This is a genomic window from Pseudomonas sp. PB101, from assembly GCF_009764265.1.
In the GTDB taxonomy this organism is placed as follows: Bacteria; Pseudomonadota; Gammaproteobacteria; order Pseudomonadales; family Pseudomonadaceae; genus Aquipseudomonas.
The window spans coordinates 25,204-48,430 of record NZ_RWIR01000066.1 but is presented as its reverse complement, the minus strand read 5'-3'; the positions used below and the strand labels follow the sequence as shown (position 1 = coordinate 48,430).

Sequence of the window (23,227 nt, the reverse complement as noted above, 5' to 3'; positions counted from 1 at the left end):
AGGCTCGCTCCCACATTTGCAATGTATTCCCCTGTGGGAGCGAGCCTGCTCGCGAAGAGGCCAGCACTTTCACCGCACAACTTGAGAGACGTCCCTATGCCCGGACTCAAGAAAATCCTCATCGCCAATCGCGGTGAAATCGCCTGCCGCATCCAGCGCACGGCCCAGGCGCTGGGTTATCGCACGGTCGCCGTGTTCAGCGATGCCGATGCCGATGCCCTGCACGTGCAGATGGCCGACGAAGCGGTCAACATCGGCCCGGCGGCGGTGCAACAGTCTTACCTGAACATCCCCGCCATCCTCGACGCGGCCCGGCGCACGGGGGCGGATGCGATCCATCCGGGCTACGGTTTCCTCTCGGAAAACGCAGGCTTTGCCCTCGCCTGCCGGGATGCCGGCCTCACCTTCATCGGCCCCAGCCCCGAAGCCATCGAACTGATGGGCAGCAAGCGCCTGTCGAAGATCGCCATGCTCGAAGCCGGCGTGCCCTGCATCAAGGGCTATCAAGGCGCCGAACAGGACGACGTCACCCTCAGTCGCGAAGCCGCGCGCATCGGCTATCCGTTGATGATCAAGGCCAGCGCCGGCGGCGGCGGACGCGGCATGCGCCTGGTGCACGATGCCAGCGATTTGCCGGATCAGATCCGTACCGCGCGTTCCGAAGCCTTGAACGGTTTTGGCAGCGGTGAACTGATTCTCGAGCAGGCACTGGTCGAACCTCGTCATGTCGAGATCCAGCTGTTCGGTGACCAGCACGGCAACCTGATCTACCTCGGCGAGCGCGATTGCTCGGTGCAGCGCCGACACCAGAAAGTCATCGAGGAAGCCCCCTGCCCGGTGATGACGCCTGAACTGCGCCAGGCCATGGGCGAAGCGGCGCTCAAGGCCGGGCGGGCAGTGCAGTATGTCGGTGCGGGCACCGTGGAGTTTTTGCTGGATGCGCGCGGACAATTTTACTTCCTGGAGATGAACACCCGGCTGCAAGTGGAGCACCCGGTCACCGAACTGATCACCGGGCTGGACCTGGTGGCCTGGCAGTTGAACATCGCCGAAGGGCAGCCGCTGCCCTTGCGCCAGGAACAGGTGCAACTCCACGGGCACGCCATGGAAGTGCGCCTGTATGCCGAAGATCCGGCCCAGGGTTTCCTGCCGCAGACCGGGCGTGTCGTGGCTTGGGAACCGGGTCTGCAGGACGGCGTGCGGATCGACCATGGCCTGATCGAAGGTCAGGTCATCAGCCCCTTCTACGACCCGATGCTCGGCAAGCTCATCGCCCATGGGGCCACCCGCGAGGAAGCCCGGCGCAAATTGCTGCGGGCGGTACAAGACAGCGTACTGCTGGGCGTGCAAAGCAATCAGCGCTTGCTCGCCAGCCTGCTGGATCACCCGCAGTTCGCTGGCGGCGATTTCAGCACCGGGTTCATCGCGCAGCATTTTTCCGCGCATGCCTGCCTGCAACCCCACGCCCCTGACGCGCAACACCTGGCGATCGCCACCGTCCTCCTCTATCAGGCTTCAGCGCAGACTCATTCGGCCCCGCTTTGTGGTTGGCGCAACAACGCCAGCGTACCGCTGCACTATCGCATCGGCCTTGAGGATCAGGATTGGCCCGTAGCGCTGCTCGCCATCCCGGGCGAACCGCTGCGCATTCAAGCCGCCGAGCGCACCCTCGAACTGAGGATCATCCATTGCGACGGACGCTGGGCCACCCTCGAAATCGACGGCATCCGCCAACGTCACGCCTACCGGCTGGAGACCGGGCGACTTTGGTTGTTCACCCGGCCGGGCAGTCTGCAGTTCACCGATCGCACTCAAGCGCCGGTCAGCAGCCAGGCCAATGTCAGCTCCGGCACCCTCAAGGCACCGATGGACGGGGCGATTGTCGACGTCCTGGTCAACGAAGGCAGCAAGGTGACCAAGGGCCAACTGCTGGTGGTGCTGGAGGCGATGAAAATGGAGCACCCATTGAAATCGGGCGTCGACGGCGTTCTCAAGCGCCTGCAAGTCAAAGTCGGGGATCAAGTGAAAAACCGGCAGATTCTGTTGGAGGTCGAATAAGCCGCTAGGCGGAACCGCCGGGTTTGGCTACGCTCAAACCCTACAGGACGCGGATACCAGGAACCCTGCAATGCCTCATTGGCTGGTCATTGATCTGGAGGCCACCACCGATGAGGGGGGATGGCCCGTAACGGATATGGAAATCATTGAAATCGGCGCCGCTCTGGTGGACCGCAAGGGACGCGAACTGGATCACTTCCAGCGCTTCGTCCGCCCTGTGCGGCGTCCGTTGCTGACGCCGTTTTGCCGCGAACTGACGCACATCACCCAGGCAAACATCGATACCGCGCAACCGCTGGGCGAAGTCTGGCCGGCGTTTGAGCGCTGGCTTGGCCATCACCACACGCGTCTCGAAGGCTGGGTCAGTTGGGGCGATTACGATCGCAAACAACTGCTTCAGGAATGGCAGCGCCTGGGACTCGCCAGCGTGCTGGCCAACGTGCCGCACATGAACCTCAAGCAGCGCTTTGCCAAGGCCCGACGCCTGGAACGTCCGCTGGGGCTCAACGGCGCGCTGCAACTGGCCGGGCTGCAGTTTACCGGCCAGCAACACCGGGCACTGGAGGATGCGCGCAATACCGCACGCCTGCTGCCACTGGTTCTTCCGCTTTAGACAGGTGACGACTCCCGGGGCCTTGTGCATACTGGCCGGCCCTTTTTAGCCCTTTTCGAGGAATCGCCCATGTTTAAAGTCAACGAGTACTTCGACGGCACCGTCAAGTCGATCGCCTTTGGCACCGCAGAAGGTCCAGCGACCATCGGCGTCATGGCACCGGGCGAATACGAATTCGGCACCAGCCAGCGTGAAATCATGCACGTGGTCAGCGGTGCACTGACCGTCAAACTGCCGGACAGCAGCGACTGGGAAACCTTCGCCGCCGGCAGCCAGTTCAACGTACCGGCCAACAGCAAGTTCCAGCTGAAAGTCGCCGTCGACACCGCTTACCTGTGCGAATACCGCGGCTAAACCTGCGCGGCCTCTTCCAAAAAAGTCGCTTCAATAAAAAATGCCCGTGTTGTCAGAAACGGGCATTTTTTGTTCTGCGCAAAATTACTCGAGGATCTCCACCGGCATGCCGACTTCGAGTCGACCGTTGCCGTCGTTGACCAGGTTCTGGCCGAACATTGCGCCGTCGGCTTGCGAACGGTATTTCTGCAAGGTTGCCAAGGGCTCGCGGTCGTCGCTGCGCTCCCCGGTCTGCGGATCGATAGTGGTCAGGATGCAACGTGAACAGGACTTGACCACGCGGAACTCGACTTCGCCGATACGGACACGCTTCCAGCCGTCCTCGGCGAAGGCTTCACTGCCTTCGATCACCAGGTTTGGCCGAAAGCGCAGCATCTCCAATGGGCGCCCGACCCGTTGCGACAAGTCCTCGAGGGAGGCCTGGCCAATCAGCAGCAGCGGATAACCATCGGCGAATGCCACCTGATCGTCGTCCTTGCCGAACCCGGCCTCGGTCATCCGCGCCCGATCCAGCGGCACTTGCACCAGGCGTGTCGGCTTGCCAATGAACCGGCTGACCCAAGCCCCTGCTTCATCGCCTGCATCGGGGACTCGCAAGGTGTCGCGCCAGATGGTCACGCCACGCAGCTCTGCATCACTGCCGGGCAAAGCGATGTCGATCGGCGAATGGCCGGCTGCACTGAGGGTCAAGCCGCCTGCGGCATTCCATAACGCCGACAACTGGCTCATCTGCGCCACCGCACGCTGGGTCAGGAAGCGACCGCTGGCCTCATCCACCAGCATCCAGCGGCGATCGCCGTCCAGCCCGAGTTTATCGAGACCGATCTGTTGCAGGGCCTCACCCCTGGCGGACTTCAACGGATAACGATACAACGCGCTCAGACGCAACATGGCCAGCTCCCTGGTTAGCAAAACGCCACCCTATACGAGCTTGAAGGCCGAATCAAAGGCTGACGAGCACCCTGTGGGAGCGAGCTCGCTCGCGATTGCGGTAGGACAGTCAACATTGATGCTGAATGCAATATCGCCATCGCGAGCAAGCTCGCTCCCACAATGACCGTATCTTGATCAGGCCGGTACTTCGTCCAGCATCAGGCGCTGACGGACCACGTCGACGAGTTTGTCCGGCTGGAACTTGGAGAGGAAATTGTCGCAGCCGACCTTTTTCACCATCGAGTCGTTGAAGCTGCCGGACAAAGACGTGTGCAGCACCACGTACAAGCCACGCAGGCGCGGGTCGTTGCGGATCTCGGTGGTCAGGCGATAGCCATCCATTTCCGGCATTTCCGCATCGGTGAAGACCATCAGCAGCTTTTCGGTCATGTCCACGCCGGTGTCGGCCCAGGCCTTGAGCATGTTCAGGGCCTTCAACCCGTCGCTGGCGATGTGCATCTTCACGCCCAGCTGTCCCAGGGTATCGCGCAACTGCGCCAGGGCGACGTTGGAGTCATCCACCAACAGCACTTCACGGCCACGGGCGCGTTCCAGTACCGGATCTTCAAGTTTCTCGCGAGAGACCTTGGCGTTGTACGGGACGATTTCGGCCAGGACCTTTTCGACGTCGATGATTTCCACCAGTTGATCATCGACTTTGCTGATGGCCGTCAGGTAGTGCTGGCGGCCGGCGCTGGTCGGCGGCGGCAGGATGGCTTCCCAGTTCATGTTGACGATCCGGTCCACGCCACCGACCAGGAAGGCCTGCACCGAACGGTTGTATTCGGTGACGATGATCGTGCTGCCAGGCCCCGGCACCAAGGGACGCATGCCGATGGCCTGGGACAGGTCGATCACCGGCAGGGTCTGACCACGCAGGTTGACCACGCCGCACACGAAAGGATGGCGCTGCGGCATCAGCGTCAACTTTGGCAGCTGCAAGACTTCCTGTACTTTAAAGACGTTGATCGCGAACAGTTGTCGTCCGGCGAGGCGGAACATGAGAATTTCCAGGCGATTCTCACCCACCAGTTGCGTGCGTTGGTCTACCGTGTCGAGAATGCCGGCCATCAATGACTCCTGGTCTTGTTCGGATGAATCCACTTGAAGAAGGTTATCGGCTGTCTTTGCCGAAGCTTGACCCTCGCTAAAATGCCACGCGCAGGCATTGATGTCACATTAACATCATGCTTAACTGACGCTGCAGTTACATCTAATGCGCCGCACTTCAACGCCTCGCGACCCCGGTTTTCGTGAAAGGTTCCGCTATGTAAGGGATTCCCCTATCAACAATCAGGTGCAACCTGATATTCGCAATATCCAATAGCCATTAATGTGACGCCATTCTCATTGCATGAACGGAGTCAGGCTTTTGTGTGCGATCGCAAGTAAGTGGCCAACCACCCTCTCGTGTTCCCCAGCCTGCCTGTGGGCCAGTCGCAGCCCGTTCACCCGACGACTCGGCAATGCCGGGGTCCCGACCGCCCTCGTCGACACACACGATATCCCCTCATTTGCCATGACGTTGTGGAGATAAGTATGCCGAACGACCGTAAAGAGTGGGCCCTGCGGCTCCCGGAGTTTCTCGTCGAGGCTGAAACACTCCTGGCTAAAACCGAGGAATGCCTGAGTCATCTTCAGCTGATCAGCAATGACAAGGACGCCATCGACTGCATGCTCAGTACGCTGCTCAAGCTGGCCAACAAGGCCGATGCCCTGGCATTGGCCGCCGTGTCGGAATTTTCCCTGCATATACATGGCCTGCTGAACCACGCACAGAACACCATGAGCCTGCACGACGAGGCGTTGAGCGCACTGAAAGACTGTCTGACCCTGATTGCCTGGCAACTCGAACTCATCGACCAGACCACCGGACAACTCAGCCTCGACGACAGCGAACAGGCCACCCTTATCGAAGCCTTCGCCTTTCAGGTCGGACAAAGCCGGTTCCAGCCACCGGTCAACGCCAGGCCGTTTACCCTCGTGTCCTATTCGGAACGTCAGGCGTGAACTGACCCAACTCTGCCGTCTGGCGTGACTGGGTTATCAATCCCGCACTGTTACTTAAGTGCGCACATGTCGCAAATGAATATCTCATAGCTATAAGCGACATCTTTCAACAACCACTTTTACTCATCGACTAGTTCACGACCGTATAGACAAGGGCATTGCCTGACCTCGGCATTCTGCCAACTTGCTGCATTATGGAACCATCGTCCAAACGGCTGAATTCCTGACTTCCCGGACATGTATACAGACGCGACCAACGGTATCTTAAGTGCTACTATGCCGCCTGTTAGTTGGCGCCAATTAATGGCAGTGTGGTTGCAGCCGGACACAGCTCGCTCCCGTTCGGGGCGAACTCTCCATTTAAAAGTACATTCCGTTGAAGTCGACGCTCCACATAAAAAAACAGGGGCCTGTCAGCCAGCATGACCGGTCAGCCCGCAGCGAACATCCATTGGCTCCATCCGCTATGCACGCCAGCCTCAAGTCAATCGCCACGTGGCCACCTTCCCGAGAAAATGCACGCACATTCACGCTGTTGCTATGCACCTTCTCGACGCTTGGCAGTTTGCTGGTCTATGGCTTGTCCATCCCTTTGCCCCTGCCATTGCTGCTGCTCGACATTGCCGCCCTGAGCAGCGTTGCCGTGCAGTACCGCCTCTCGCGCAAATCCATCAAGTTCCAGCCTCAGGAACTGGCCGACCGGCTGCTGCAGGTGCAGGAAAACGAACGTCACCGGTTGAGCCGCGAACTGCATGATGACATCGGCCAATTACTGACCGCCGCAAAGCTGCAAAGCGACTGGCTCAAGCGCCGGATGCCCGAAGAACTCCACGGGCAATGCTCGGTCCTGTGCGACACGCTGGAGGAAACCCTGGCCAAAGTGCGTGACGTCTCCGCCATTCTCAATCCCCGGCAGTTGACCAGCCTCGGGCTGGAAGCCAGTCTGCGCGCGCACTTGCTCAAGACCCTGGCCAACACCCCGGTGAACTGGAGCCTGGAATGCCAGCAGCGCCTGACCGGCATACCGGAGGAAATGGCCGTGGCCGCTTTCCGCATCACCCAGGAAGCGGTCACCAACATCCTGCGCCATGCCCAGGCCAAGAACCTGCTGGTATGCCTGCAGCGCCTGCCCCAAGGCCTGCAGTTGCAGATCCGCGATGATGGCCAGGGTTTCGCGCCGGCAACCGACCCAGGGCGCGAAGGGCAACGTGGCATGGCCGGGATGTCGGAACGGATCGACCAACTGGGCGGCACGCTGACCGTGACCAGCGAGCCGGGCAAAGGCACTCAAATCGAAGCTCTATTTCCCTGGGCGCCCCGTGCACTCGAACGGGCCAGTTCGAATAAGGTTATGCATTGACTTGTAATTTACTACTGGTGGATGACCACTCGCTGATCAGGGCTGGCGTGCGCGCCCTGGTGATGGACCTGCCCGGCTATGCCGTCATCGGTGAGGCCAGTGACGGCTCGCAGTTGCTCGAAATGGTCGCGCATCTGTCCCCGGATATTATTCTGCTGGATATTTCGATGCGCCACACCGGCGGCCTCGAAGCCTTGCAGCAGCTCAAGCGGGTGCGCCCGCAGAGCAAGGTCCTGATCCTGTCGATGCACACCGACCCGACCCTGATCATGCAGGCCCTGGAATCCGGCGCCCACGGCTACCTGCTCAAGGACACCACGGCGACCGAACTCGAGCATGCGCTGGACGCCTTGCGCAACAACGAGCGCTATCTGAGCCCGGCCATTGCCCACACGGTGATCACTCAGGCGCTGACCCGCAACCAGAAGCACCAACCCGACCCTGCCGACTCGCACAACCTGACGGCACGTCAGCTGGAAATCCTGCGGTTGATCGTGCGCGGCAAATCCACCCGAGAGATCGCCAACGGCCTGGGGCTGAGCGTGAAGACCGTCGAAACCCACCGTTCGCAGATCATGAAGCGTTTGCAGATCTACGATGTGGCCGGCCTGGTGCTGTTTGCCGTGCGTGAACAAATCATCAGCCTTGATGACTAGGTACTTCACTGGCCCGCAGTAGCGGTGATTTTTCGGGCATATGCACGAGCAACGCCGCCGGGCGAACCGCGAAACGCAGGTTGTCCCCTTCAAGAGGCTCACCATCCAGGTTGATATAGAGCCCTTCCGAGACCTTGATCTCGACCCAGGGCAGGCGCGCGCGGACAAACATGCTGTCGATGCCAAAGCCTTCGGTCAGCAGGTTTTTCAATGTAGCGACCACCTCCTGCGGTGCCGGCAAGATACTGATATCCAGCAAACCGTCGTCTACCAGCGCCTGCGGGCACAACGCCCGTCCACCACCTGCCTGCCGGCCATTGCCGATGCCCAGCGCCAGCAGATCGCCGCGCCATTGAAAACCCGGTCCCTGCAATTCACCGTAGGCGGTATGCAGCTCATTGAAGCGTGACAGGCCGGTAAACAGGTACGCCGCGCCGCCGAGGATTTTCTTCAGATCCTCCGGGGTGTTCGCTGTGACATGGCTGCCAAACCCACCGGTCGCCATGTTCAGGAATACCTGCCCGTCGACCTCGCCCAGATCAATGGCAGTCGGCACCACATCCAGCAGCGCCAGCGCCTGATCGGGCTCCAGCGGCACGCCCGCCGCACGCGCAAAATCGTTGGCGGTTCCCAGCGGCATCAAAACCAGGCTGGCCGTTTTCGGATGCTCCGCCATGGCTTCGGCAATATCGCGCAAAGTGCCATCGCCGCCACCGGCAATGATGTGTCGATACCCTGCCGCCAACGCTTCGCCCACCAGTCTCTGCGCATCGCCAGCTTCCCAGGTCAATCGAACAGCCAGCTCCCAACCTTGCTCACGCCGGCTTTCGACAGCGGCGCGAACCGCCTCGTTGAGTGCCTGTTTGCCGTGCAGAATCAACAATGCCTTGCGATCGCCCATCAGTTCACTCCCGGTTTGGATGCCATCTGGGAGATGTTGACCGCAAAGGCTCGGTTAAAAGTCGCAGACAACCGAATTATTTCCATTCGGACAGTCTTGATCGCTACACAACAGGATTTTTCTTACAAAACATGAGGAATCGGCTCAATTGACCGGAAATCCGAATTGGGAGACTTTTGGGGGCCACAGCAGGACACCACAAGGACGTGCCATGCAAAGCCAAGACCTCGGATCAGCGGCCAGCACAAAGGCCACGGGAGAAATTGATATGGAACCGCGCGTCACCGAGCTGGAAACACACCTCAAGCACATACGCAGGGACATGGACGAAATCCGCGCTGACCTCAATTCCATCAAGCACAGGCTTGCCTACTCGGCATGCGGAACGATCGTAATCCTCGGCCTCCTTGGCTGGATCGCCAATAGCCGCTTCGAACAGGTCGTTTCATTGCTTCTGGCGAGTTGAATGGCCATCAACCTGAAACCCGGTCAATCGACCGGGTTTCATGTAACAAAGGCGCTGCAATTTCAGCTCAGGACTTCGCTCAGTGGAATGAAGAAAACGCTGTCGCCCTGAACCAGTGTGCGACCTTCCAGGACTTCTACCAGCCCATCAGCCCAGGCAGCGCTGCGCAGCACGCCGGAACTCTGGTTTTTGTAGATAGTCGCCCTGCCGTTCTCCAGCCGCCCACGCAAATACTCACGCCGATTGCCAGGCTGCGGCCAGTCAAACCCTGCCGGCAGCTGCACCTTCAGTGGCTCAACCTCTTTTACACCCTGACGACGCAGGAGATATGGCCTGGTCAACAAGGCAAAGGTCACGAGGGTCGATGCCGGATTACCCGGCAAGCCAATCACCGGCACCCCGCGAAAATGCCCGAACGTCAACGGTTTCCCAGGCTTGATGGCGAGCTTCCACAGCGTCAACTCGCCCTCTTCGCGCAAGGCGATACCGAGAAAATCGGCTTCTCCCACCGATACGCCGCCGGTCGAGAGGATCAGATCGACATCCTTCAACTCAGCCAATCGGGAACGGGTGGTTTGCAGATTGTCCGGCAGAATGCCCGCGTCGACGACCTCACACCCCAAACGCTGCAACCAGCTACACAACAACACCCGGTTGCTGTTGTAGATCTGTCCTGGCCCCAGCGTTTGCCCGGGCTCAATCAATTCGTCGCCGGTAGACAGCACCGCCACTCGCACCTTGCGAACCACTTCCAGCTCGGCGCACCCCAGCGAGGCAGCCAGCCCTTGCTCGATCGGCCCCAGCCGCGTACCCGCTGGCAGAATCAATTCGCCGACGGTGGCTTCCTGGCCTTGCGGGCGAATGTTCTGGCCTTGGGCCAGGGCTTGGGTGAAACGCACTCGCTCATCGACCTGAACCTCGGCGTTCTCCTGCATCTCGACACAATCGGCACCGGCGGGCACAGGTGCCCCGGTGAAAATGCGCGCACAGGTGCCTGGCTGCAACGGATCGGGGGCCTGGCCGGCAAACACCTTCTGGCTGACCGCCAACGGCTCTCCCGTCCAGTCCGCCATGCGCAAGGCATAACCGTCCATGGCACTGTTGGGCCAGGGCGGCAGGTCAAGGGTCGACAGCAGATCTTCAGCCAGTACACGCCCCTGTACCTGCGCCAACGGCAAGCGTTCACGCTCGACAATCCTTGAGGCCTCGGCCATTTCCAGCAAGCGCGCCAGCGCCTGCTCGACCGGCATCAGGCTGCCGGTCTTGCCAGGCTTACCCACGGGATTCACAAGGCGCAGCCTGTTTCAGGTGAGGCACGAAATTGCACGGACGATGCCGCGCATCCAGTTGCTCGGCCAGAATGCCGTCCCAACCGGTGCGCACGGCATTGGTCGAGCCCGGCAAACAGCAAACCAGCGTGCCATTGGCCAGACCGGCCAACGTCCGGGACTGAACGGTCGAGGTGCCGATATCGGCAACCGAGATCTGGCGGAACAGCTCGCCAAACCCATCAACCTGTTTGTCCAGCAGGCAGCTGACGGCTTCCGGTGTGCTATCACGCCCGGTAAAACCGGTGCCGCCGGTGATCAGCACAACCTGCACGACATCGTCGGCAATCCAGTTGGCGACTTGCGCGCGAATTTTGTAGAGGTCATCTTTGAGCAACACCCGGGCTGCCAGGTTATGACCGGCAGCGGTCAAACGGTCGACAAAGAGCTGGCCCGAGGTGTCGGTGTCCAGTGTGCGGGTATCGCTGACAGTCAGCACAGCAATGTTCAGCGGTGCGAAAGGTACATCAGCCTTGGCTTTCATAGGCTCGTCCAGTTGTAGGAGAAACAGCCCGGTGTTATATCACAGCGCTCCGTTTTTTCGCCGCTCCCATGGAGAGCTGCCATGACCACGAATTCACAATTGCCGCCCTGCTCCATTCTGCTCCTGGCGGGCGGTCGCGGCCAACGCATGGGTGGCCAGGACAAAGGGTTGCTGGACTGGCGTGGCGAACCACTGATTGCGCATTTGCATCGCAAGACTCGCCCGCTGACCGATGACCTGATCATCTCCTGCAATCGCAACCTAGAGAAGTACGCCCCCTACGCCGACCAGTTGGTCCACGATGACGAGGGTGACTTCCCCGGGCCGCTGGCTGGAATTCGCGCTGGCCTCAAGGCTGCCCGGCACACCCACCTGCTGGTCCTGCCCTGTGACGTTCCGGGCATTGATGCGGCACTGATCGGCACGATGCGCGAGACCGCCAACCTGCACCCGGACAAGCCGCTGATGGTGCGGCATGACGAGCACTGGGAGCCATTGTTGTGTGTCATTCCCGTGCTGCACGGGGCAGCCTTTGAACAGGCCTGGAACGAGGGTGAGCGCAGCCCTGGCCGATTGATGCGCAAGCTCGGCGCGACCGCGCTGCAATGTCCCGACAAAGACCCGCGGCTGGCCAACCTCAACACGCCGGAACTATTAAGCGGTCATGACACTGTGTCAGACTGACGGTGATCCGGAACTTGCGCGGGCGGTACACGTCTCAAGTTCAGTAACCAAAGATTTCTTATTCGGAGACACACACTCATGACTCAACGGACCCTCGCCACTTTCATGCTCGCACTCGGCCTGGCCACCCTCGCCGGTTGCGCATCACCTACGGTGATCACCTTGAATGACGGTCGCGAAATCCAGGCCGTCGACACGCCAGAGTTCGACAAGGATTCCGGTTTCTACGAATTCGAACAGCTTGACGGCAAGCAGACCCGCATCAACAAGGATCAGGTTCGTACCGTTAAAGAGCTGTAATCCGACGCTGCCGGATACAGAAAAGCCCGCTTGATGCGGGCTTTTTCATGCCTGAAGCACGGCACTGCAGGGGCGCTTTCCTGATCACCATTGCAGGGTGATTTCACTCTCGAACACTCGCTCCTGGCCCGTGACCGGATCGATGAACTTCAGCCCCTGAGCCAACAGTTTCAAAGGATTGGCGTAGTCATCCTGCGCATCCTTGAGCACCTCGGGGTAAAACGGGTCGTTGCAGATAGCGGCGCCCAACGCGGCCATGTGTACCCGCAACTGATGTTTCTTGCCCGTTACCGGGTAAAGACCATAACGCCAGAGATCGCCCTGTTTCTCCCTGACTTCGACCGCCGTCTCGGTGTTGCTGGCCCCAGGCCCTTCCTGCATGCGGAAGAACGGCTCGCCATCGACCAGCCGGCTTTTATGCACCAACGGGAAAGCAACGTCGGGCAACGCCGCTGCGATGGCCTCGTAGCGTTTTTCGATCCGACGGGTTGGAAACAACGACTGATAAGCCGAGCGGCTCTGCGGATTGGCGGAAAACAGGACCAGCCCTGCGGTATGCCGGTCGATGCGATGCAATGGCACCAGGTGCGGATTGTCCAGGCGACGGATCAAGCGCCTCAGCAGCGTCTGTTCGACGTATTCGCCCGCCGGCGTCACGGGTAGAAAATGCGGTTTGTCCGCCACCACCAGATGCTCGTCCGCGTACAGGATCGACTCGGTCACCGGAATCGGCTTCTCATCCGGCACTTCGCGAAAATAATGAATCCGCAAACCTTCCCTGTAGGCCAGGTCGAGGGCGATCGGCTTGCCCTGCCCATCGAGGACCCGGCCACGGGCGATTCTGTCCAGCCATTGTTCACGACCGATGGCGCTGAAATGCTCACACAGGCAATCGACAACGGTGTGCCACGGGCCAGGTGGCAAGTAGAGCGTACTGGCCTGACTGTGTGCCGCGGAAAAAGAAGAAGTGGACATACGGAAGCTCTAACCCTCAGTGCAGGGCAGCATTATCCAACAGCAGCGGAAATGAACCTAGAGGAGATTCCTCAAGCCGGGATCTGCGTGCGTGCCGCCGCTTCGGTGTACTCCTTGAGCCAACGCAGTACATCGACCGCTTCCCAGCGAGCGGGGTCATACAGGGCGTACAACAATCCCTGATAACCCACGACATCGAGTTGCCGGTGATAGCCCGCGCGTTGAAACAAGGCTTCGATTTCAGCGAAACAGGTATTGAAATGCGTTTTGTTGAAGGGCGTTTTGCCCTCGGTCACCAGTCCGTCCAGGCGCAACTCCAGGACGGCCTCGCGCACGACGTCCGCGGACATCCGGTTCACGCTGTTCTTCAACTGTTCGACATTGACCACGATTCATCCCTCTCACGCCCGGGGCCGCCTGCTCACTTCCGAAAATCGGCTACGGCAAGGCAGGCACCGCGAATAACTGTATGCGCATACAGTATCCGATCAACACCGATTAAGCCAAGAGGATCAATCGCAAAGTTCGACAGGCGGGACATGCCGCCAGGGCAAAACCGCTTAACGCAGGAACGCCACCACCTCATCGGCACTGAACGGCCAGCCCAGTTCGGCACCGGTGTCGACTCGCCGCAACACCGGAATACGCAGGCTGTAGGCGGCGAACCAGGATTCATCCTCAGCGATGTCCACCAGTTCCACCAGCAGGCCACGCTCGACAAACTCCATCAGCATGGCTTCGGCTACTTCACAGAGATGGCATCCAAGGGTGCCGAACAGCTGGCATTCGGGAAGCATGAGCGCTCAACCAGAAAATGAAGTGACCATTCTAGGCCTGCCCCGAAAAACCGTCGAGCCATTGAATCTCCTGCCCGGATGCCACCAACGATGAAGAGACCCGAGTCAGTCCTGACTCACGGCGCCGATCTTGTGGATCGACAGGTCCGCGCCGTAATACTCCTGTTCCTGGCTCAGGCGCAAGCCATGCAGCGCCTTGATCACGCCATACACCGCGAAGCCGCCGACCAGTGCCACAGTCACGCCCAGTGCAGTGCCGATCAACTGACTGATCAGACTGACTCCACCCAGCCCGCCCAGCGCGCTCTGGCCGAAAATGCCGCAGGCAATGCCGCCCCATACACCGCACAAGCCATGCAAAGGCCAGACACCCAACACATCGTCGATGCGCCATTTGACCTGGGCGGCGGTAAAGCACCAGACAAACAAGGCGCCCGCGACGGCGCCAGTGACCAGCGCGCCGACAGGATGCATCAGGTCGGACCCGGCACAGATTGCCACGAGCCCCGCCAACGGGCCGTTGTGCAGGAAACCGGGGTCGTTGCGCCCGACAATCAGCGCCGCCACCGTACCGCCAACCATGGCCATCAGCGAGTTCACCGCCACCAGTCCGCTGACGCCTTGCAGGGTTTGCGCGCTCATGACGTTGAAGCCGAACCAGCCAACGATCAGGATCCACGAGCCCAACGCCAGAAACGGGATGCTCGACGGTGCGAACGCGACCAGCCGACCCTCGCGATAGCGGCCATTGCGCGGCCCGAGCAACAGCACCGCCGCCAGTGCCAGCCAACCGCCCATGGCATGCACCACCACTGATCCTGCGAAATCATGGAAACCGGCGCCAAAGCGCTCCAGCAACCAGGCCTGCAAGCCCAGGTTGCCGTTCCAGACCATGCCTTCGAAGAACGGATAGATGAACGCGACGATCAATGCGGTTGCACACACCTGGGGAACAAACCGGGCGCGCTCGGCGATCCCTCCGGAAATGATCGCCGGGATCGCCGCAGCAAAGGTCAACAGGAAGAAAAATTTCACCAGCCCATAACCATGATCGGCATTTAGCACGGCCGCCGGTTGCATGAACGTCACGCCATAAGAAATCCAATAGCCTATAAAGAAGTAGGCCAGTGTCGATACGGCGAAGTCGCTGAGGATTTTCGACAACGCATTGACCTGGTTTTTCTGTCGCACGGTTCCGACTTCGAGAAAGGCAAAACCGGCGTGCATGGCCAGAACCATGACCGCACCGATCAGAATGAACAGCGTGTTGGAACTATGGACCAGGGTGTCCACTGCGCTTTGCAGATTTTCCATGGGATGGGCAGACCTTATGGCAGAAAAAAGCACCAAAGCAGTTCGCGACGACCATCGATGCACCAAGTTGCGGCTTCGAAGCATCAGTGGACTGATCCCGCCGAACCACTTTGGCGCACGGACACCGTCCAGGAAAAACCTGCCCCGGACGTTTGCGCGAGTTTTTGATTGTTGGTCCTACGGTTTTACTGAAATCATGCCCGGCTATAGCGCAATGGTGCGGACCGGCGCACCACGACACAGCAAAAGTTGTACCAGTCATTTGTACTGAACCTTCGCCGAAGGCTCATACTCGAACACATCAGAAAGCCACTTATGGAGATCCCCCATGGCCCGCACCCAGGCAAAGACTGCTCAAGAAATCCTGATGAACGACTTTCAGACACTGGTCAGCGATACCGAACGCTTGCTGGAGCACACCGCGACCCTGGCCGGTGACCAGGCCGACGAGTTGCGCGAGCAGATTCACGACAGTCTCCTGCGCGCCCGTGAAACCCTGAAACTGACCGAAGACTCCCTGCGCGAACGCGGCAAGGCTGCTGTCACCGCCACGGAGGACTATGTCCAGGCCAACCCTTGGCAATCCGTCGGGATCGCGGCCGGCGTGGGGTTCCTGATCGGCCTGCTGGCCAGCCGGCGCTGATATGTCGATCGGCGAATCCGGCCCGTCCATGACGGGAACAAGCTCCTCATCGCGGCGCCTGGGTGCTGCCTTCCTTGGGTTGCTGCACAGTCATGTCGAACTGTTCGGCATCGAATTGCAGGAACAGAAAGCCCGCACCGTCAGCCTGTTACTGTTCGCCGGCCTGGCGCTGGTGTTTGCCTTGCTGTTGTTGGTGGGGCTGTCGACGCTGGTGCTCATCCTGTTCTGGGATACGTATCGCCTGGCCGCGATCATCGGGCTCTGTGTGTTCTACACCCTCGCCGCCATCTTCTGTGGAATGCGCTTGAGAGCGGCGATTTTCGATGAGTCCTCGCCCTTCCACGGCACCCTGGAAGAGCTGGCCAACGATCGGGAGCGCCTGCTGCCATGAGCCTGCCTGAATTGCCACAAAACAGCTCACGCACGGAAATGCGCAAGGCGCTGATCCGCCTGCGCATGGAAATGCATCGCCAGGAAATCCGCCACGAATCCGCGCAACTGCTGCAGCCTTTGCAACGGGTACGTGGAATGACGCAAAACCTGCAGGACGGTTTCGGCATCAAACACGCGCCACTCTGGGGCGTGGCCGCCGTCACCCTGCTGGGTTTTCTGACCGGCAAGGGTGCAAAAAACGGCGGAGGCCTGAGCAGCCTGACCAGGCTGGTCCGCCTCGGCACCACATTGGGGCCGCTGATCAAACTGATCATGCAGGGTTCTTCACGCAAAGACTGATCTTGACGCACGCTTGCAATGTTCACGGAATGCCCCCCTCCATCGAGGGGCGCAATCCTGTGCGCCTGCCCGGCTGCTCATCGATATCGACTTCACCGGCTCCCGTTCCCCTTGCAGGTCCGCGCGCGAAACGGGAAGCTAGGCCATCAGTCACCTGACGGAGAGACCCCGCCTTGGATTGGCACACCCTGCTCACCCGCGAACGCCTCGGAAAACCTCTGCACAGCCCTGAAGAACTCGGCCGCAGCCCTTTTCACAAAGACCACGACCGCATCATTTTCTCGGGGGCTTTCCGCCGCCTCGGGCGCAAGACCCAGGTCCATCCGGTGTCCAGCAACGATCACATTCATACGCGCCTGACCCACTCGCTGGAAGTCAGTTGCGTGGGGCGCTCACTGGGCATGCGGGTTGGTGAAACCATCCGCAACACCCTGCCCGACTGGTGCGAACCCAGCGACCTGGGAATGGTGGTGCAATCGGCCTGCCTGGCGCACGACATCGGCAACCCGCCTTTCGGCCACTCCGGTGAAGACGCGATCCGCCACTGGTTCCAGCAGGCCGCCGGGCGTGGCTGGCTGGACGCAATGAGTGAAGCCGAGCGCAATGACTTCCTGAATTTCGAAGGCAATGCCCAGGGCTTTCGGGTGCTCACTCAACTGGAGTACCACCAGTTCGACGGCGGCACCCGACTGACCTATGCAACGCTGGGCACCTACCTGAAGTATCCATGGACGGCCAAGCACGCCGACTCGCTGGGCTACAAGAAACACAAGTTCGGCTGTTATCAGAGCGAGCTGCCGCTACTGGAGCAGATCGCCCAGAAACTCGGCTTGCCGCAACTGGAGGAGCAACGCTGGGCGCGGCATCCGCTGGTGTACCTGATGGAAGCCGCCGACGACATCTGCTATGCGCTGATCGACCTGGAAGACGGCCTGGAAATGGAGTTGCTGGAATACGCCGAAGTCGAGTCCCTGCTGCTGGGCCTGGTGGGCGACGACTTGCCGGAGACCTACCGCCAACTCGGCCCCGGCGACTCGCGTCGACGCAAGCTGGCGATCCTGCGCGGCAAAGCCATCGAACACCTGACCAATGCCGCAGCCCGCGCCTTCGTCGAGCAACAGGACGCACTGCTGGCCGGCACATTGCCCGGCGACCTGGTGGAGCACATGCACGGCCCCGCCAAACGTTGTGTGCTGAACGCCAAGGACATGGCCCGCAAGAAAATCTTCCAGGACAAGCGCAAGACCCTGCACGAAATCGGCGCCTACACCACGCTGGAAATCCTGCTCAACGCCTTTTGCGGCGCAGCTCTGGAGCAGCACAACGGTCGGACTCCGTCGTTCAAAAGCCGGCGCATTCTTGATCTGCTGGGTAACAATGCTCCCGATCCTCACGGCCCGCTGCACACCTCGTTTTTACGCATGATTGATTTCATCGCCGGCATGACTGACAGTTATGCCAGTGACATGGCCTTGGAAATGACCGGACGCGCCAGCCACTGAGGTGTATCGAGTGATCAGCCATTGCGGCATTCGTTATGGCTGATCCCCCCTTCAACAACCAACAGCGCTCAAGCTTCGTCGAATCGCCCTACAACACATGGCGAGCGAACTGATCGCTTGTCCGCCACTCTCGCGAAACAATCCCCATTCCTTCTGTTCGACAGATGAAGTGCGCCCCATGGCCGAAGACGATCTACGCATCCTCGTGGTGGAGGACCACCCCTTTCAACTCATAGCGACTCAATATCTGCTGGAAAGTTATGGCTTCACCCGACTGACGACCACCGACAGCGCCAAAGGCGCCATGCAGCGAATGCTCGAGGTCGACCAGCCATTCGACATTCTTTTATGCGATCAATGCCTGCCTGATCTGACAGGACTCGATCTGGTCCGGTTCGCCGGCCGGCAAGGGCTGATCAAGCATGCAATCCTTCTGAGCAGCCTGACGACCTGCGAACTGGACGAATTGGTAAAAACGGCCACTGAAGACGGATTGCCATTATTGGGTTACTTGATAAAACCTTTGAAACAATCTGAATTTAGAGACTTGTTGACCTCAGCATCAACATAAGAAAAAGACATATATAAAAACCGACAAAGACATTACGTAAAACCTACAAACAATCTCCTCAAAAAACGCACTAGATAACTGATTTTTCCTATCCTTCCTAATAAGAATCCTAGTTAATGCGTAGTCCTATTCCTTTTAATTTGTAGGACTTCTCCTAAATTGCTGCTACAGCTCGGTCCGTTCATGCGTCCCTGCAAGTATCTGAGCTAAGGTGCGCGCTTTATTTGAGCTCGCATGGGACTTGATTATGAACTCCGTTTTTATTGTCGACGATCACCCGGTTATCCGCCTTGCCGTTCGAATGCTGCTGGAACACGAAGGTTACAAAGTTGTCGGCGAAACTGATAATGGGGTCGACGCCATGCAGATGGTTCGCGAATGCATGCCGGACCTGGTCATTCTCGACATCAGCATTCCAAAACTCGATGGCCTGGAAGTGCTTTCCCGCTTCAACGCAATGAGCAACCCTCCTAAAACACTGGTACTGACTGCACAATGCCCGACACTCTTCGGTATTCGCTGCATGCAATCCGGTGCCTCGGGTTATGTCTGCAAACAAGAAGACATCAGTGAACTGGTCAGTTCCATAAGAGCGGTATTTTCAGGTTACAACTATTTCCCGAGTGAGGCATTGAACCCCATCCATGGCGATGAAACACGCTGTATTGAATTGGAACTTTTCAAATCCGTAAACGACCGGGAACTGATGGTCTTGCAACTTTTTGCCCAAGGTCGCACAAACAAGGAGATCGCCAAGGGCATGTTTCTGAGCAACAAGACCGTGAGCACTTACAAAAAGCGCCTCATGCAAAAACTCAAAGCCAAATCCCTGGTTGAACTGATCGAGATGGCAAAACGTAACGCACTCGTGTGAGAACCTGGATGCCCAGCCGTTTGAAGGTCTACCTGATTCAATTGACCGCAGGTCTATGCGTGTGTACCTCGTTGTTCGGGGCACCGGCCAATGAAAATTACACCCTGCTCAGCCGCTCGAAGGCCGGGGCTCTGGAGATTCGACTGGATGAATCCCAGCGACAATGGATAAAAAACAAAAATCAGCTGACGCTCGGCACCTCAGCCCCCGACTATCCTCCTTTCGACCTGACCACCAGCGGCCAGGACTATGAAGGGTTTACCGCCGATTACGCCGGTCTTCTGGAAAAAGTAACCGGTTTGCCCATCAAGGTTCAGCGCTTCGATTCCCGAGGAGCCGCGATCGCTGCGCTGCAGAACGGCGATGTCGATCTGCTTGGCACCGCCAATGGATTCGAAGCCGGCATTGCCGGCATCACACTGTCCATACCCTATGCCGTCGACCAACCCGTGTTGGTGACCCGCGAAGGAGAAACCCGATCCCTGACCGATGGCCTGGCCGGATTGCGCCTGAGCATGGTGTATCACTACTTGCCGCTGGAGGAAGTCAAGGCGCTGTATCCAAAGGCCATCATCACGTCCTATCCGTCCTACCAGAATGCGATCAACGCCGTTGCATTCGATCAGGCGGACGTGTTTCTCGGTGACACGATTTCAACGCACTACATGATCAACAAGGGGTACCTGAACAACATCCGGATGGCCAACTTCGGCAAACATGAAGCCCATGGCTTCAGCTTTGCCGTCAGCAGGAACAACCCCGAGCTGCTCGTCATCATCAACGCGATGATCAGGGCCATCCCCCCCAGCGAACGTGAAAACATCGCCAAACGCTGGAGCGCCGGCAGCGACATCCTGCTGACCGATCAAAAACTGCAGCTCACTGATCGGGAAGAACGCTGGCTGGCGCACCACCCGACTGTGCGAGTCGTCGTCAACGAAGCTTTTGCACCCCTGTCGTTTTTCGACAGCGATGGCAACTTTCGCGGAGTCACCGCAGATTTGCTTGAGCTGATCAGGCTGCGCACCGGTTTGCGCTTTGACATCCAGCGCAGTCGAAGCGATCACGAGATGATCAAACAGATCAAGGACGAAAAGGCCGATGTGATCGCCGCGTTGCTCCCCAGCGCCAAACGTCAGACCCAACTGAACTTTACCCGCCCCTTTCTGGAAAATTCCTACGTCCTGCTGACCCGCAAAGCCGTCGACAGCCCGACCAACCTCGAGCAGTTGCAGGGCAAACGCCTGGCCATTGCCCGCGGCAATCCACTCATGGATTACCTGCGCAAAGAATTTCCCCGGATCAAATTGATCGAAGCTGCGGACACCTTCAGCGCCGTAGAGCTGCTCGACGAAGGTCAGGCCGAGGGCGCGGTGAACTCACTGGTGATAGCCAACTACTTCATTTCATCACAGTTGTTCGAGCACTCATTGCAGATCAGCACCACCATCGGTACCGAGCAGGCAGCGTTTTCCCTTGCCACCGCCCGGGGTGCCAGAGAGCTCAACGCCATTCTGAACAAGGCGTTACTGAGCATCTCGCCTGAAGAGCTGGGCGTCATCAACAGTCGTTGGCGCGGCTATTCGGCGTCCTCGCAAAGTACCTGGCGCAACTATCAAAGACTGTTCTACCAAATCGCCATCGGTGCCGGTGCGCTATTGCTGATTTCCATTGCGTGGAACGACTACATGCGACGCCAGATCAAGCAGCGCAAGGCCGCCGAGCGTGCCTTGAACGATCAGTTCGAATTCATGCGCTCGCTGGTCAACGGCACCCCTCATCCGATCTACGTACGTGATCGCCAGGGGCTGCTGCAAAGTTGCAACGACAGTTACCTGCAAGCGTTCTGCGCCAGGCGTGAAGATGTCATCGGCAAAAGCGTCATGCACGGATCGATGAGCAATGTGTTCGAAGCCCGGGAGTATCAGGCTGACTACCAGCGCGTAGTGGCCGAGGGCAGGCCGTTGATCGTCGATCGCGAACTGCACATAGGTGGCCGGCGGCTGACGATCTATCACTGGATTCTTCCTTACCGCGATTCCAGCGCGAAAGTGCAAGGCATTATCGGTGGCTGGATCGACATCAGCGAACGGCGGCAACTGCTCGATGACCTGCGTTGCGCGAAAGAACGCGCCGATAACGCCAATCGGGCCAAAAGCACGTTTCTGGCTACGATGAGCCATGAGATCCGCACGCCGATGAACGCAATCATCGGCATGCTTGAACTGACCCTCAAGCGTCTTGATCACCAGCACCCGGAGCGTCCGGCCATCGATGTCGCGCACAACTCGGCGAAAGGATTGCTGGAACTGATCGGCGACATCCTCGACATTGCCAGAATCGAATCCGGGCGCTTGAGCCTGAGCCCGGAGCGCGTCAACCCGGGTGAACTCGTGGCCTCGGTCGTGCGGATTTTCGATGGCCTGGCAAGACAGAAGGAACTCGAATTGATATTGGAGTTTTCTCCGGCCACCCCGACCTTCGATGTGTTGCTGGACCCTTTGCGCTTCAAGCAGGTGCTGTCCAACCTGATCAGCAATGCCATCAAGTTCACCGAGCAAGGCCAGGTCCGGATCATTGTCGACCTGCACCCGGCAACGCAGCCTGATCGCGTGCAAATGCGGGTGCAGGTCCACGACAGCGGTATCGGGATCAGTGAACAGGATCAATACCGGCTGTTCGAACCTTTCGCCCAGGCCGACAACGCCATTCAATCGGCCAGGGGCGGCGCGGGACTGGGGCTGGTCATCAGCCGCAACCTCTGCGAGATGATGGGCGGCAGTCTGCAATTGCGCAGCGAACCGGGCGTCGGCACCCAGGTGGAGGTATCGCTGCAGCTGGAAACGTTGCCGCTGCAACCCTCAGCCCAGGTGGCCGAAACGCAAATTGTCGTTGCCACAACCCCTTTGAATGTTCTGGTCGTCGACGATCACTCGGCCAATCGCTTGCTCACCTGCCAGCAACTGGAGTTCCTTGGCCATCGATTTACCGTTGCGGCCGATGGTCAGGAGGGATTGGAGGCTTGGAAAGGCCAACCGTTCGATCTGGTGATCGCCGATTGCAACATGCCGGTCATGAACGGTTACGAGCTGGCCCGCGCCATTCGAAAGCAGGAAAGACAAAACCATCGTCCTCCCTGCACCGTGCTCGGCTTTACCGCCAACGCCCAACCGGAAGAAATCCAACGCTGCAAGCAAGCCGGGATGGACGACTGCCTGTTCAAACCCCTCAGCCTCGGCGCCTTGAGTCAGTGGCTGGAAAACATTCAACCCACCCGGGCAGCCCCGGCGTTCAGCCTGCACGGATTGAAACTGCTGACCGGCGGCAATCCGGTGTTGAACCGCAGATTGCTCAATGAACTGGTGAACAGCAACCGCCAGGATCTGCAAACGCTGTTGTCGCTATCCAGCTCCGGGGATACGCAGGCGCTGCTGGATATTGCCCACAAAATCAAAGGCGCAGCCCGGATCGTGCAGGCCTCCCCCCTGATCGACCGCTGCGAGGCGCTCGAAGCTGCCTGCCATGAGGATTTCGATCACGAAAAAGTGGCTGAATGCTGCAAATTCATGGAGTGCACGATACTTGAGTTGGAGGACGCGTTAATACGTCAGATCGCCCATTACGACGAAGGCAAAATCGCAGAGCCTTAACTATGCTTGGACCCTCGGCAGT

25 protein-coding genes are annotated in these 23,227 nt (G+C 59.1%); 16 read left to right on the top strand and 9 right to left on the bottom strand.

Annotation, left to right across the window (positions count from 1 at the left end; translation table 11 throughout):
• Positions 1-96 precede the first annotated feature (96 nt).
• The 3 genes from EI969_RS20215 to EI969_RS20205 all read left to right on the top strand — a co-directional run bounded on the left by EI969_RS20215 (position 97) and on the right by EI969_RS20205 (position 3,025).
• Positions 97-2,058 carry an acetyl/propionyl/methylcrotonyl-CoA carboxylase subunit alpha gene (locus tag EI969_RS20215; RefSeq protein ID WP_160389337.1) on the top strand — a complete coding sequence of 654 codons (1,962 nt, stop codon included), beginning with the start codon at positions 97-99 and terminating at the stop codon, positions 2,056-2,058.
• A 70-nt stretch (positions 2,059-2,128) separates the two neighbouring features.
• Complete coding sequence (locus EI969_RS20210) at positions 2,129-2,671, top strand: exonuclease domain-containing protein (protein ID WP_160389336.1); 543 nt, start codon at positions 2,129-2,131, stop codon at positions 2,669-2,671.
• A gap of 69 nt (positions 2,672-2,740) precedes the next feature.
• The gene (locus EI969_RS20205) at positions 2,741-3,025 is read left to right on the top strand and encodes a pyrimidine/purine nucleoside phosphorylase (protein ID WP_007940055.1); all 285 of its coding nucleotides are present in this window, start codon (positions 2,741-2,743) and stop codon (positions 3,023-3,025) included.
• 84 nt (positions 3,026-3,109) lie between these two features.
• Here EI969_RS20205 and EI969_RS20200 read toward each other — a convergent pair whose 3' ends face one another.
• Positions 3,110-3,916, bottom strand: coding sequence for an MOSC domain-containing protein (locus EI969_RS20200; protein ID WP_160389335.1), 807 nt, complete (start codon positions 3,914-3,916; stop codon positions 3,110-3,112).
• A gap of 177 nt (positions 3,917-4,093) precedes the next feature.
• Positions 4,094-5,029, bottom strand: a complete 936-nt coding sequence (locus EI969_RS20195) for a chemotaxis protein CheV (protein ID WP_160389334.1) — start codon at positions 5,027-5,029, stop codon at positions 4,094-4,096.
• 468 nt (positions 5,030-5,497) lie between these two features.
• Between EI969_RS20195 and EI969_RS20190 the strand changes: the two genes are divergently transcribed.
• The 3 genes from EI969_RS20190 (at position 5,498) to EI969_RS20180 (ending at position 7,984) form a co-directional block, all read left to right on the top strand.
• Positions 5,498-5,968 carry a hypothetical protein gene (locus tag EI969_RS20190; RefSeq protein ID WP_160389333.1) on the top strand — a complete coding sequence of 157 codons (471 nt, stop codon included), beginning with the start codon at positions 5,498-5,500 and terminating at the stop codon, positions 5,966-5,968.
• A 466-nt stretch (positions 5,969-6,434) separates the two neighbouring features.
• On the top strand, positions 6,435-7,328 hold the full coding sequence (locus EI969_RS20185) for a sensor histidine kinase (RefSeq protein ID WP_160389340.1): 894 nt from the start codon (positions 6,435-6,437) through the stop codon (positions 7,326-7,328).
• Positions 7,325-7,984 (top strand): response regulator transcription factor, encoded by a 660-nt coding sequence (locus EI969_RS20180; RefSeq protein WP_160389332.1) that lies wholly within the window; start codon positions 7,325-7,327, stop codon positions 7,982-7,984. The genes EI969_RS20185 and EI969_RS20180 overlap by 4 nt, the downstream gene beginning before the upstream one ends.
• Here the strand turns inward: EI969_RS20180 and yegS are convergent.
• On the bottom strand, positions 7,968-8,885 hold the full coding sequence (yegS, locus tag EI969_RS20175) for a lipid kinase YegS (protein WP_160389331.1): 918 nt from the start codon (positions 8,883-8,885) through the stop codon (positions 7,968-7,970). The genes EI969_RS20180 and yegS overlap by 17 nt on opposite strands.
• Positions 8,886-9,096: 211 nt before the next feature.
• Here yegS and EI969_RS20170 point away from each other — a divergent pair, with 211 nt between their 5' ends.
• Positions 9,097-9,351 carry a hypothetical protein gene (locus EI969_RS20170; protein ID WP_256678338.1) on the top strand — a complete coding sequence of 85 codons (255 nt, stop codon included), beginning with the start codon at positions 9,097-9,099 and terminating at the stop codon, positions 9,349-9,351.
• A gap of 62 nt (positions 9,352-9,413) precedes the next feature.
• On the opposite strand, the gene glp is transcribed toward EI969_RS20170, so the two are convergent.
• Together glp and moaB are read right to left on the bottom strand one after the other, a co-directional pair.
• On the bottom strand, positions 9,414-10,601 hold the full coding sequence (gene glp / locus EI969_RS20165) for a gephyrin-like molybdotransferase Glp (protein ID WP_160389338.1): 1,188 nt from the start codon (positions 10,599-10,601) through the stop codon (positions 9,414-9,416).
• A 22-nt stretch (positions 10,602-10,623) separates the two neighbouring features.
• On the bottom strand, positions 10,624-11,163 hold the full coding sequence (gene moaB / locus EI969_RS20160; protein ID WP_160389330.1) for a molybdenum cofactor biosynthesis protein B: 540 nt from the start codon (positions 11,161-11,163) through the stop codon (positions 10,624-10,626).
• Positions 11,164-11,244: 81 nt separating this feature from the next.
• Here moaB and mobA point away from each other — a divergent pair, with 81 nt between their 5' ends.
• Together mobA and EI969_RS20150 are read left to right on the top strand one after the other, a co-directional pair.
• Positions 11,245-11,847 (top strand): molybdenum cofactor guanylyltransferase MobA, encoded by a 603-nt coding sequence (mobA, locus tag EI969_RS20155; RefSeq protein ID WP_160389329.1) that lies wholly within the window; start codon positions 11,245-11,247, stop codon positions 11,845-11,847.
• A gap of 78 nt (positions 11,848-11,925) precedes the next feature.
• Entirely contained in the window at positions 11,926-12,147 is a 222-nt protein-coding gene (locus EI969_RS20150) for a YgdI/YgdR family lipoprotein (RefSeq protein WP_160389328.1), read from the top strand.
• Between the two features lie 84 nt (positions 12,148-12,231).
• Here the strand turns inward: EI969_RS20150 and EI969_RS20145 are convergent, their stop codons facing one another.
• From EI969_RS20145 to EI969_RS20130, 4 genes are all read right to left on the bottom strand, one after another.
• Positions 12,232-13,122 (bottom strand): pseudouridine synthase, encoded by an 891-nt coding sequence (locus tag EI969_RS20145; protein WP_160389327.1) that lies wholly within the window; start codon positions 13,120-13,122, stop codon positions 12,232-12,234.
• 71 nt (positions 13,123-13,193) lie between these two features.
• The gene (locus tag EI969_RS20140; RefSeq protein WP_008020364.1) at positions 13,194-13,511 is read right to left on the bottom strand and encodes a hypothetical protein; all 318 of its coding nucleotides are present in this window, start codon (positions 13,509-13,511) and stop codon (positions 13,194-13,196) included.
• A 171-nt stretch (positions 13,512-13,682) separates the two neighbouring features.
• Positions 13,683-13,919 carry a glutaredoxin family protein gene (locus EI969_RS20135; RefSeq protein ID WP_160389326.1) on the bottom strand — a complete coding sequence of 79 codons (237 nt, stop codon included), beginning with the start codon at positions 13,917-13,919 and terminating at the stop codon, positions 13,683-13,685.
• Positions 13,920-14,024: 105 nt separating this feature from the next.
• On the bottom strand, positions 14,025-15,233 hold the full coding sequence (locus tag EI969_RS20130) for an ammonium transporter (RefSeq protein ID WP_160389325.1): 1,209 nt from the start codon (positions 15,231-15,233) through the stop codon (positions 14,025-14,027).
• A gap of 328 nt (positions 15,234-15,561) precedes the next feature.
• On the opposite strand from EI969_RS20130, the gene EI969_RS20125 reads away from it, so the two are divergent.
• From EI969_RS20125 to EI969_RS20095, 7 genes are all read left to right on the top strand, one after another.
• The gene (locus EI969_RS20125) at positions 15,562-15,876 is read left to right on the top strand and encodes a YqjD family protein (protein ID WP_007983472.1); all 315 of its coding nucleotides are present in this window, start codon (positions 15,562-15,564) and stop codon (positions 15,874-15,876) included.
• 1 nt (position 15,877) lies between these two features.
• Positions 15,878-16,267, top strand: coding sequence for a phage holin family protein (locus EI969_RS20120; protein ID WP_160389324.1), 390 nt, complete (start codon positions 15,878-15,880; stop codon positions 16,265-16,267).
• The gene (locus tag EI969_RS20115) at positions 16,264-16,608 is read left to right on the top strand and encodes a hypothetical protein (RefSeq protein WP_150718135.1); all 345 of its coding nucleotides are present in this window, start codon (positions 16,264-16,266) and stop codon (positions 16,606-16,608) included. The genes EI969_RS20120 and EI969_RS20115 overlap by 4 nt, the downstream gene beginning before the upstream one ends.
• 173 nt (positions 16,609-16,781) lie before the next feature.
• The gene (locus tag EI969_RS20110; RefSeq protein ID WP_150718134.1) at positions 16,782-18,110 is read left to right on the top strand and encodes a deoxyguanosinetriphosphate triphosphohydrolase; all 1,329 of its coding nucleotides are present in this window, start codon (positions 16,782-16,784) and stop codon (positions 18,108-18,110) included.
• 178 nt (positions 18,111-18,288) lie between these two features.
• The gene (locus tag EI969_RS20105; protein ID WP_160389323.1) at positions 18,289-18,681 is read left to right on the top strand and encodes a response regulator; all 393 of its coding nucleotides are present in this window, start codon (positions 18,289-18,291) and stop codon (positions 18,679-18,681) included.
• A gap of 247 nt (positions 18,682-18,928) precedes the next feature.
• On the top strand, positions 18,929-19,555 hold the full coding sequence (locus EI969_RS20100; RefSeq protein ID WP_150718132.1) for a response regulator transcription factor: 627 nt from the start codon (positions 18,929-18,931) through the stop codon (positions 19,553-19,555).
• Positions 19,556-19,563: 8 nt separating this feature from the next.
• Positions 19,564-23,205: a transporter substrate-binding domain-containing protein gene (locus EI969_RS20095; RefSeq protein WP_160389322.1), complete on the top strand. Its 3,642-nt coding sequence runs from the start codon at positions 19,564-19,566 to the stop codon at positions 23,203-23,205.
• Positions 23,206-23,227: the final 22 nt, after the last annotated feature.

What these genes read in the sequence shown, in the direction of transcription:
- EI969_RS20215 (WP_160389337.1), top strand. Translation starts at nt 97, where the DNA reads ATGCCCGGACTCAAGAAAATCCTCATCGCCAATCGCGGTGAAATCGCC.
- mobA (WP_160389329.1), top strand. Translation starts at nt 11,245, where the DNA reads ATGACCACGAATTCACAATTGCCGCCCTGCTCCATTCTGCTCCTGGCG.
- EI969_RS20205 (WP_007940055.1), top strand. Translation starts at nt 2,741, where the DNA reads ATGTTTAAAGTCAACGAGTACTTCGACGGCACCGTCAAGTCGATCGCC.
- EI969_RS20135 (WP_160389326.1), bottom strand. Translation starts at nt 13,919, where the DNA reads ATGCTTCCCGAATGCCAGCTGTTCGGCACCCTTGGATGCCATCTCTGT.
- EI969_RS20200 (WP_160389335.1), bottom strand. Translation starts at nt 3,916, where the DNA reads ATGTTGCGTCTGAGCGCGTTGTATCGTTATCCGTTGAAGTCCGCCAGG.
- EI969_RS20105 (WP_160389323.1), top strand. Translation starts at nt 18,289, where the DNA reads ATGGCCGAAGACGATCTACGCATCCTCGTGGTGGAGGACCACCCCTTT.
- moaB (WP_160389330.1), bottom strand. Translation starts at nt 11,163, where the DNA reads ATGAAAGCCAAGGCTGATGTACCTTTCGCACCGCTGAACATTGCTGTG.
- EI969_RS20145 (WP_160389327.1), bottom strand. Translation starts at nt 13,122, where the DNA reads ATGTCCACTTCTTCTTTTTCCGCGGCACACAGTCAGGCCAGTACGCTC.
- EI969_RS20130 (WP_160389325.1), bottom strand. Translation starts at nt 15,233, where the DNA reads ATGGAAAATCTGCAAAGCGCAGTGGACACCCTGGTCCATAGTTCCAAC.
- EI969_RS20195 (WP_160389334.1), bottom strand. Translation starts at nt 5,029, where the DNA reads ATGGCCGGCATTCTCGACACGGTAGACCAACGCACGCAACTGGTGGGT.
- EI969_RS20100 (WP_150718132.1), top strand. Translation starts at nt 18,929, where the DNA reads ATGAACTCCGTTTTTATTGTCGACGATCACCCGGTTATCCGCCTTGCC.
- EI969_RS20210 (WP_160389336.1), top strand. Translation starts at nt 2,129, where the DNA reads ATGCCTCATTGGCTGGTCATTGATCTGGAGGCCACCACCGATGAGGGG.
- yegS (WP_160389331.1), bottom strand. Translation starts at nt 8,885, where the DNA reads ATGGGCGATCGCAAGGCATTGTTGATTCTGCACGGCAAACAGGCACTC.
- EI969_RS20170 (WP_256678338.1), top strand. Translation starts at nt 9,097, where the DNA reads ATGCAAAGCCAAGACCTCGGATCAGCGGCCAGCACAAAGGCCACGGGA.
- EI969_RS20190 (WP_160389333.1), top strand. Translation starts at nt 5,498, where the DNA reads ATGCCGAACGACCGTAAAGAGTGGGCCCTGCGGCTCCCGGAGTTTCTC.
- EI969_RS20185 (WP_160389340.1), top strand. Translation starts at nt 6,435, where the DNA reads ATGCACGCCAGCCTCAAGTCAATCGCCACGTGGCCACCTTCCCGAGAA.
- glp (WP_160389338.1), bottom strand. Translation starts at nt 10,601, where the DNA reads ATGCCGGTCGAGCAGGCGCTGGCGCGCTTGCTGGAAATGGCCGAGGCC.
- EI969_RS20095 (WP_160389322.1), top strand. Translation starts at nt 19,564, where the DNA reads ATGCCCAGCCGTTTGAAGGTCTACCTGATTCAATTGACCGCAGGTCTA.
- EI969_RS20120 (WP_160389324.1), top strand. Translation starts at nt 15,878, where the DNA reads ATGTCGATCGGCGAATCCGGCCCGTCCATGACGGGAACAAGCTCCTCA.
- EI969_RS20150 (WP_160389328.1), top strand. Translation starts at nt 11,926, where the DNA reads ATGACTCAACGGACCCTCGCCACTTTCATGCTCGCACTCGGCCTGGCC.
- EI969_RS20125 (WP_007983472.1), top strand. Translation starts at nt 15,562, where the DNA reads ATGGCCCGCACCCAGGCAAAGACTGCTCAAGAAATCCTGATGAACGAC.
- EI969_RS20115 (WP_150718135.1), top strand. Translation starts at nt 16,264, where the DNA reads ATGAGCCTGCCTGAATTGCCACAAAACAGCTCACGCACGGAAATGCGC.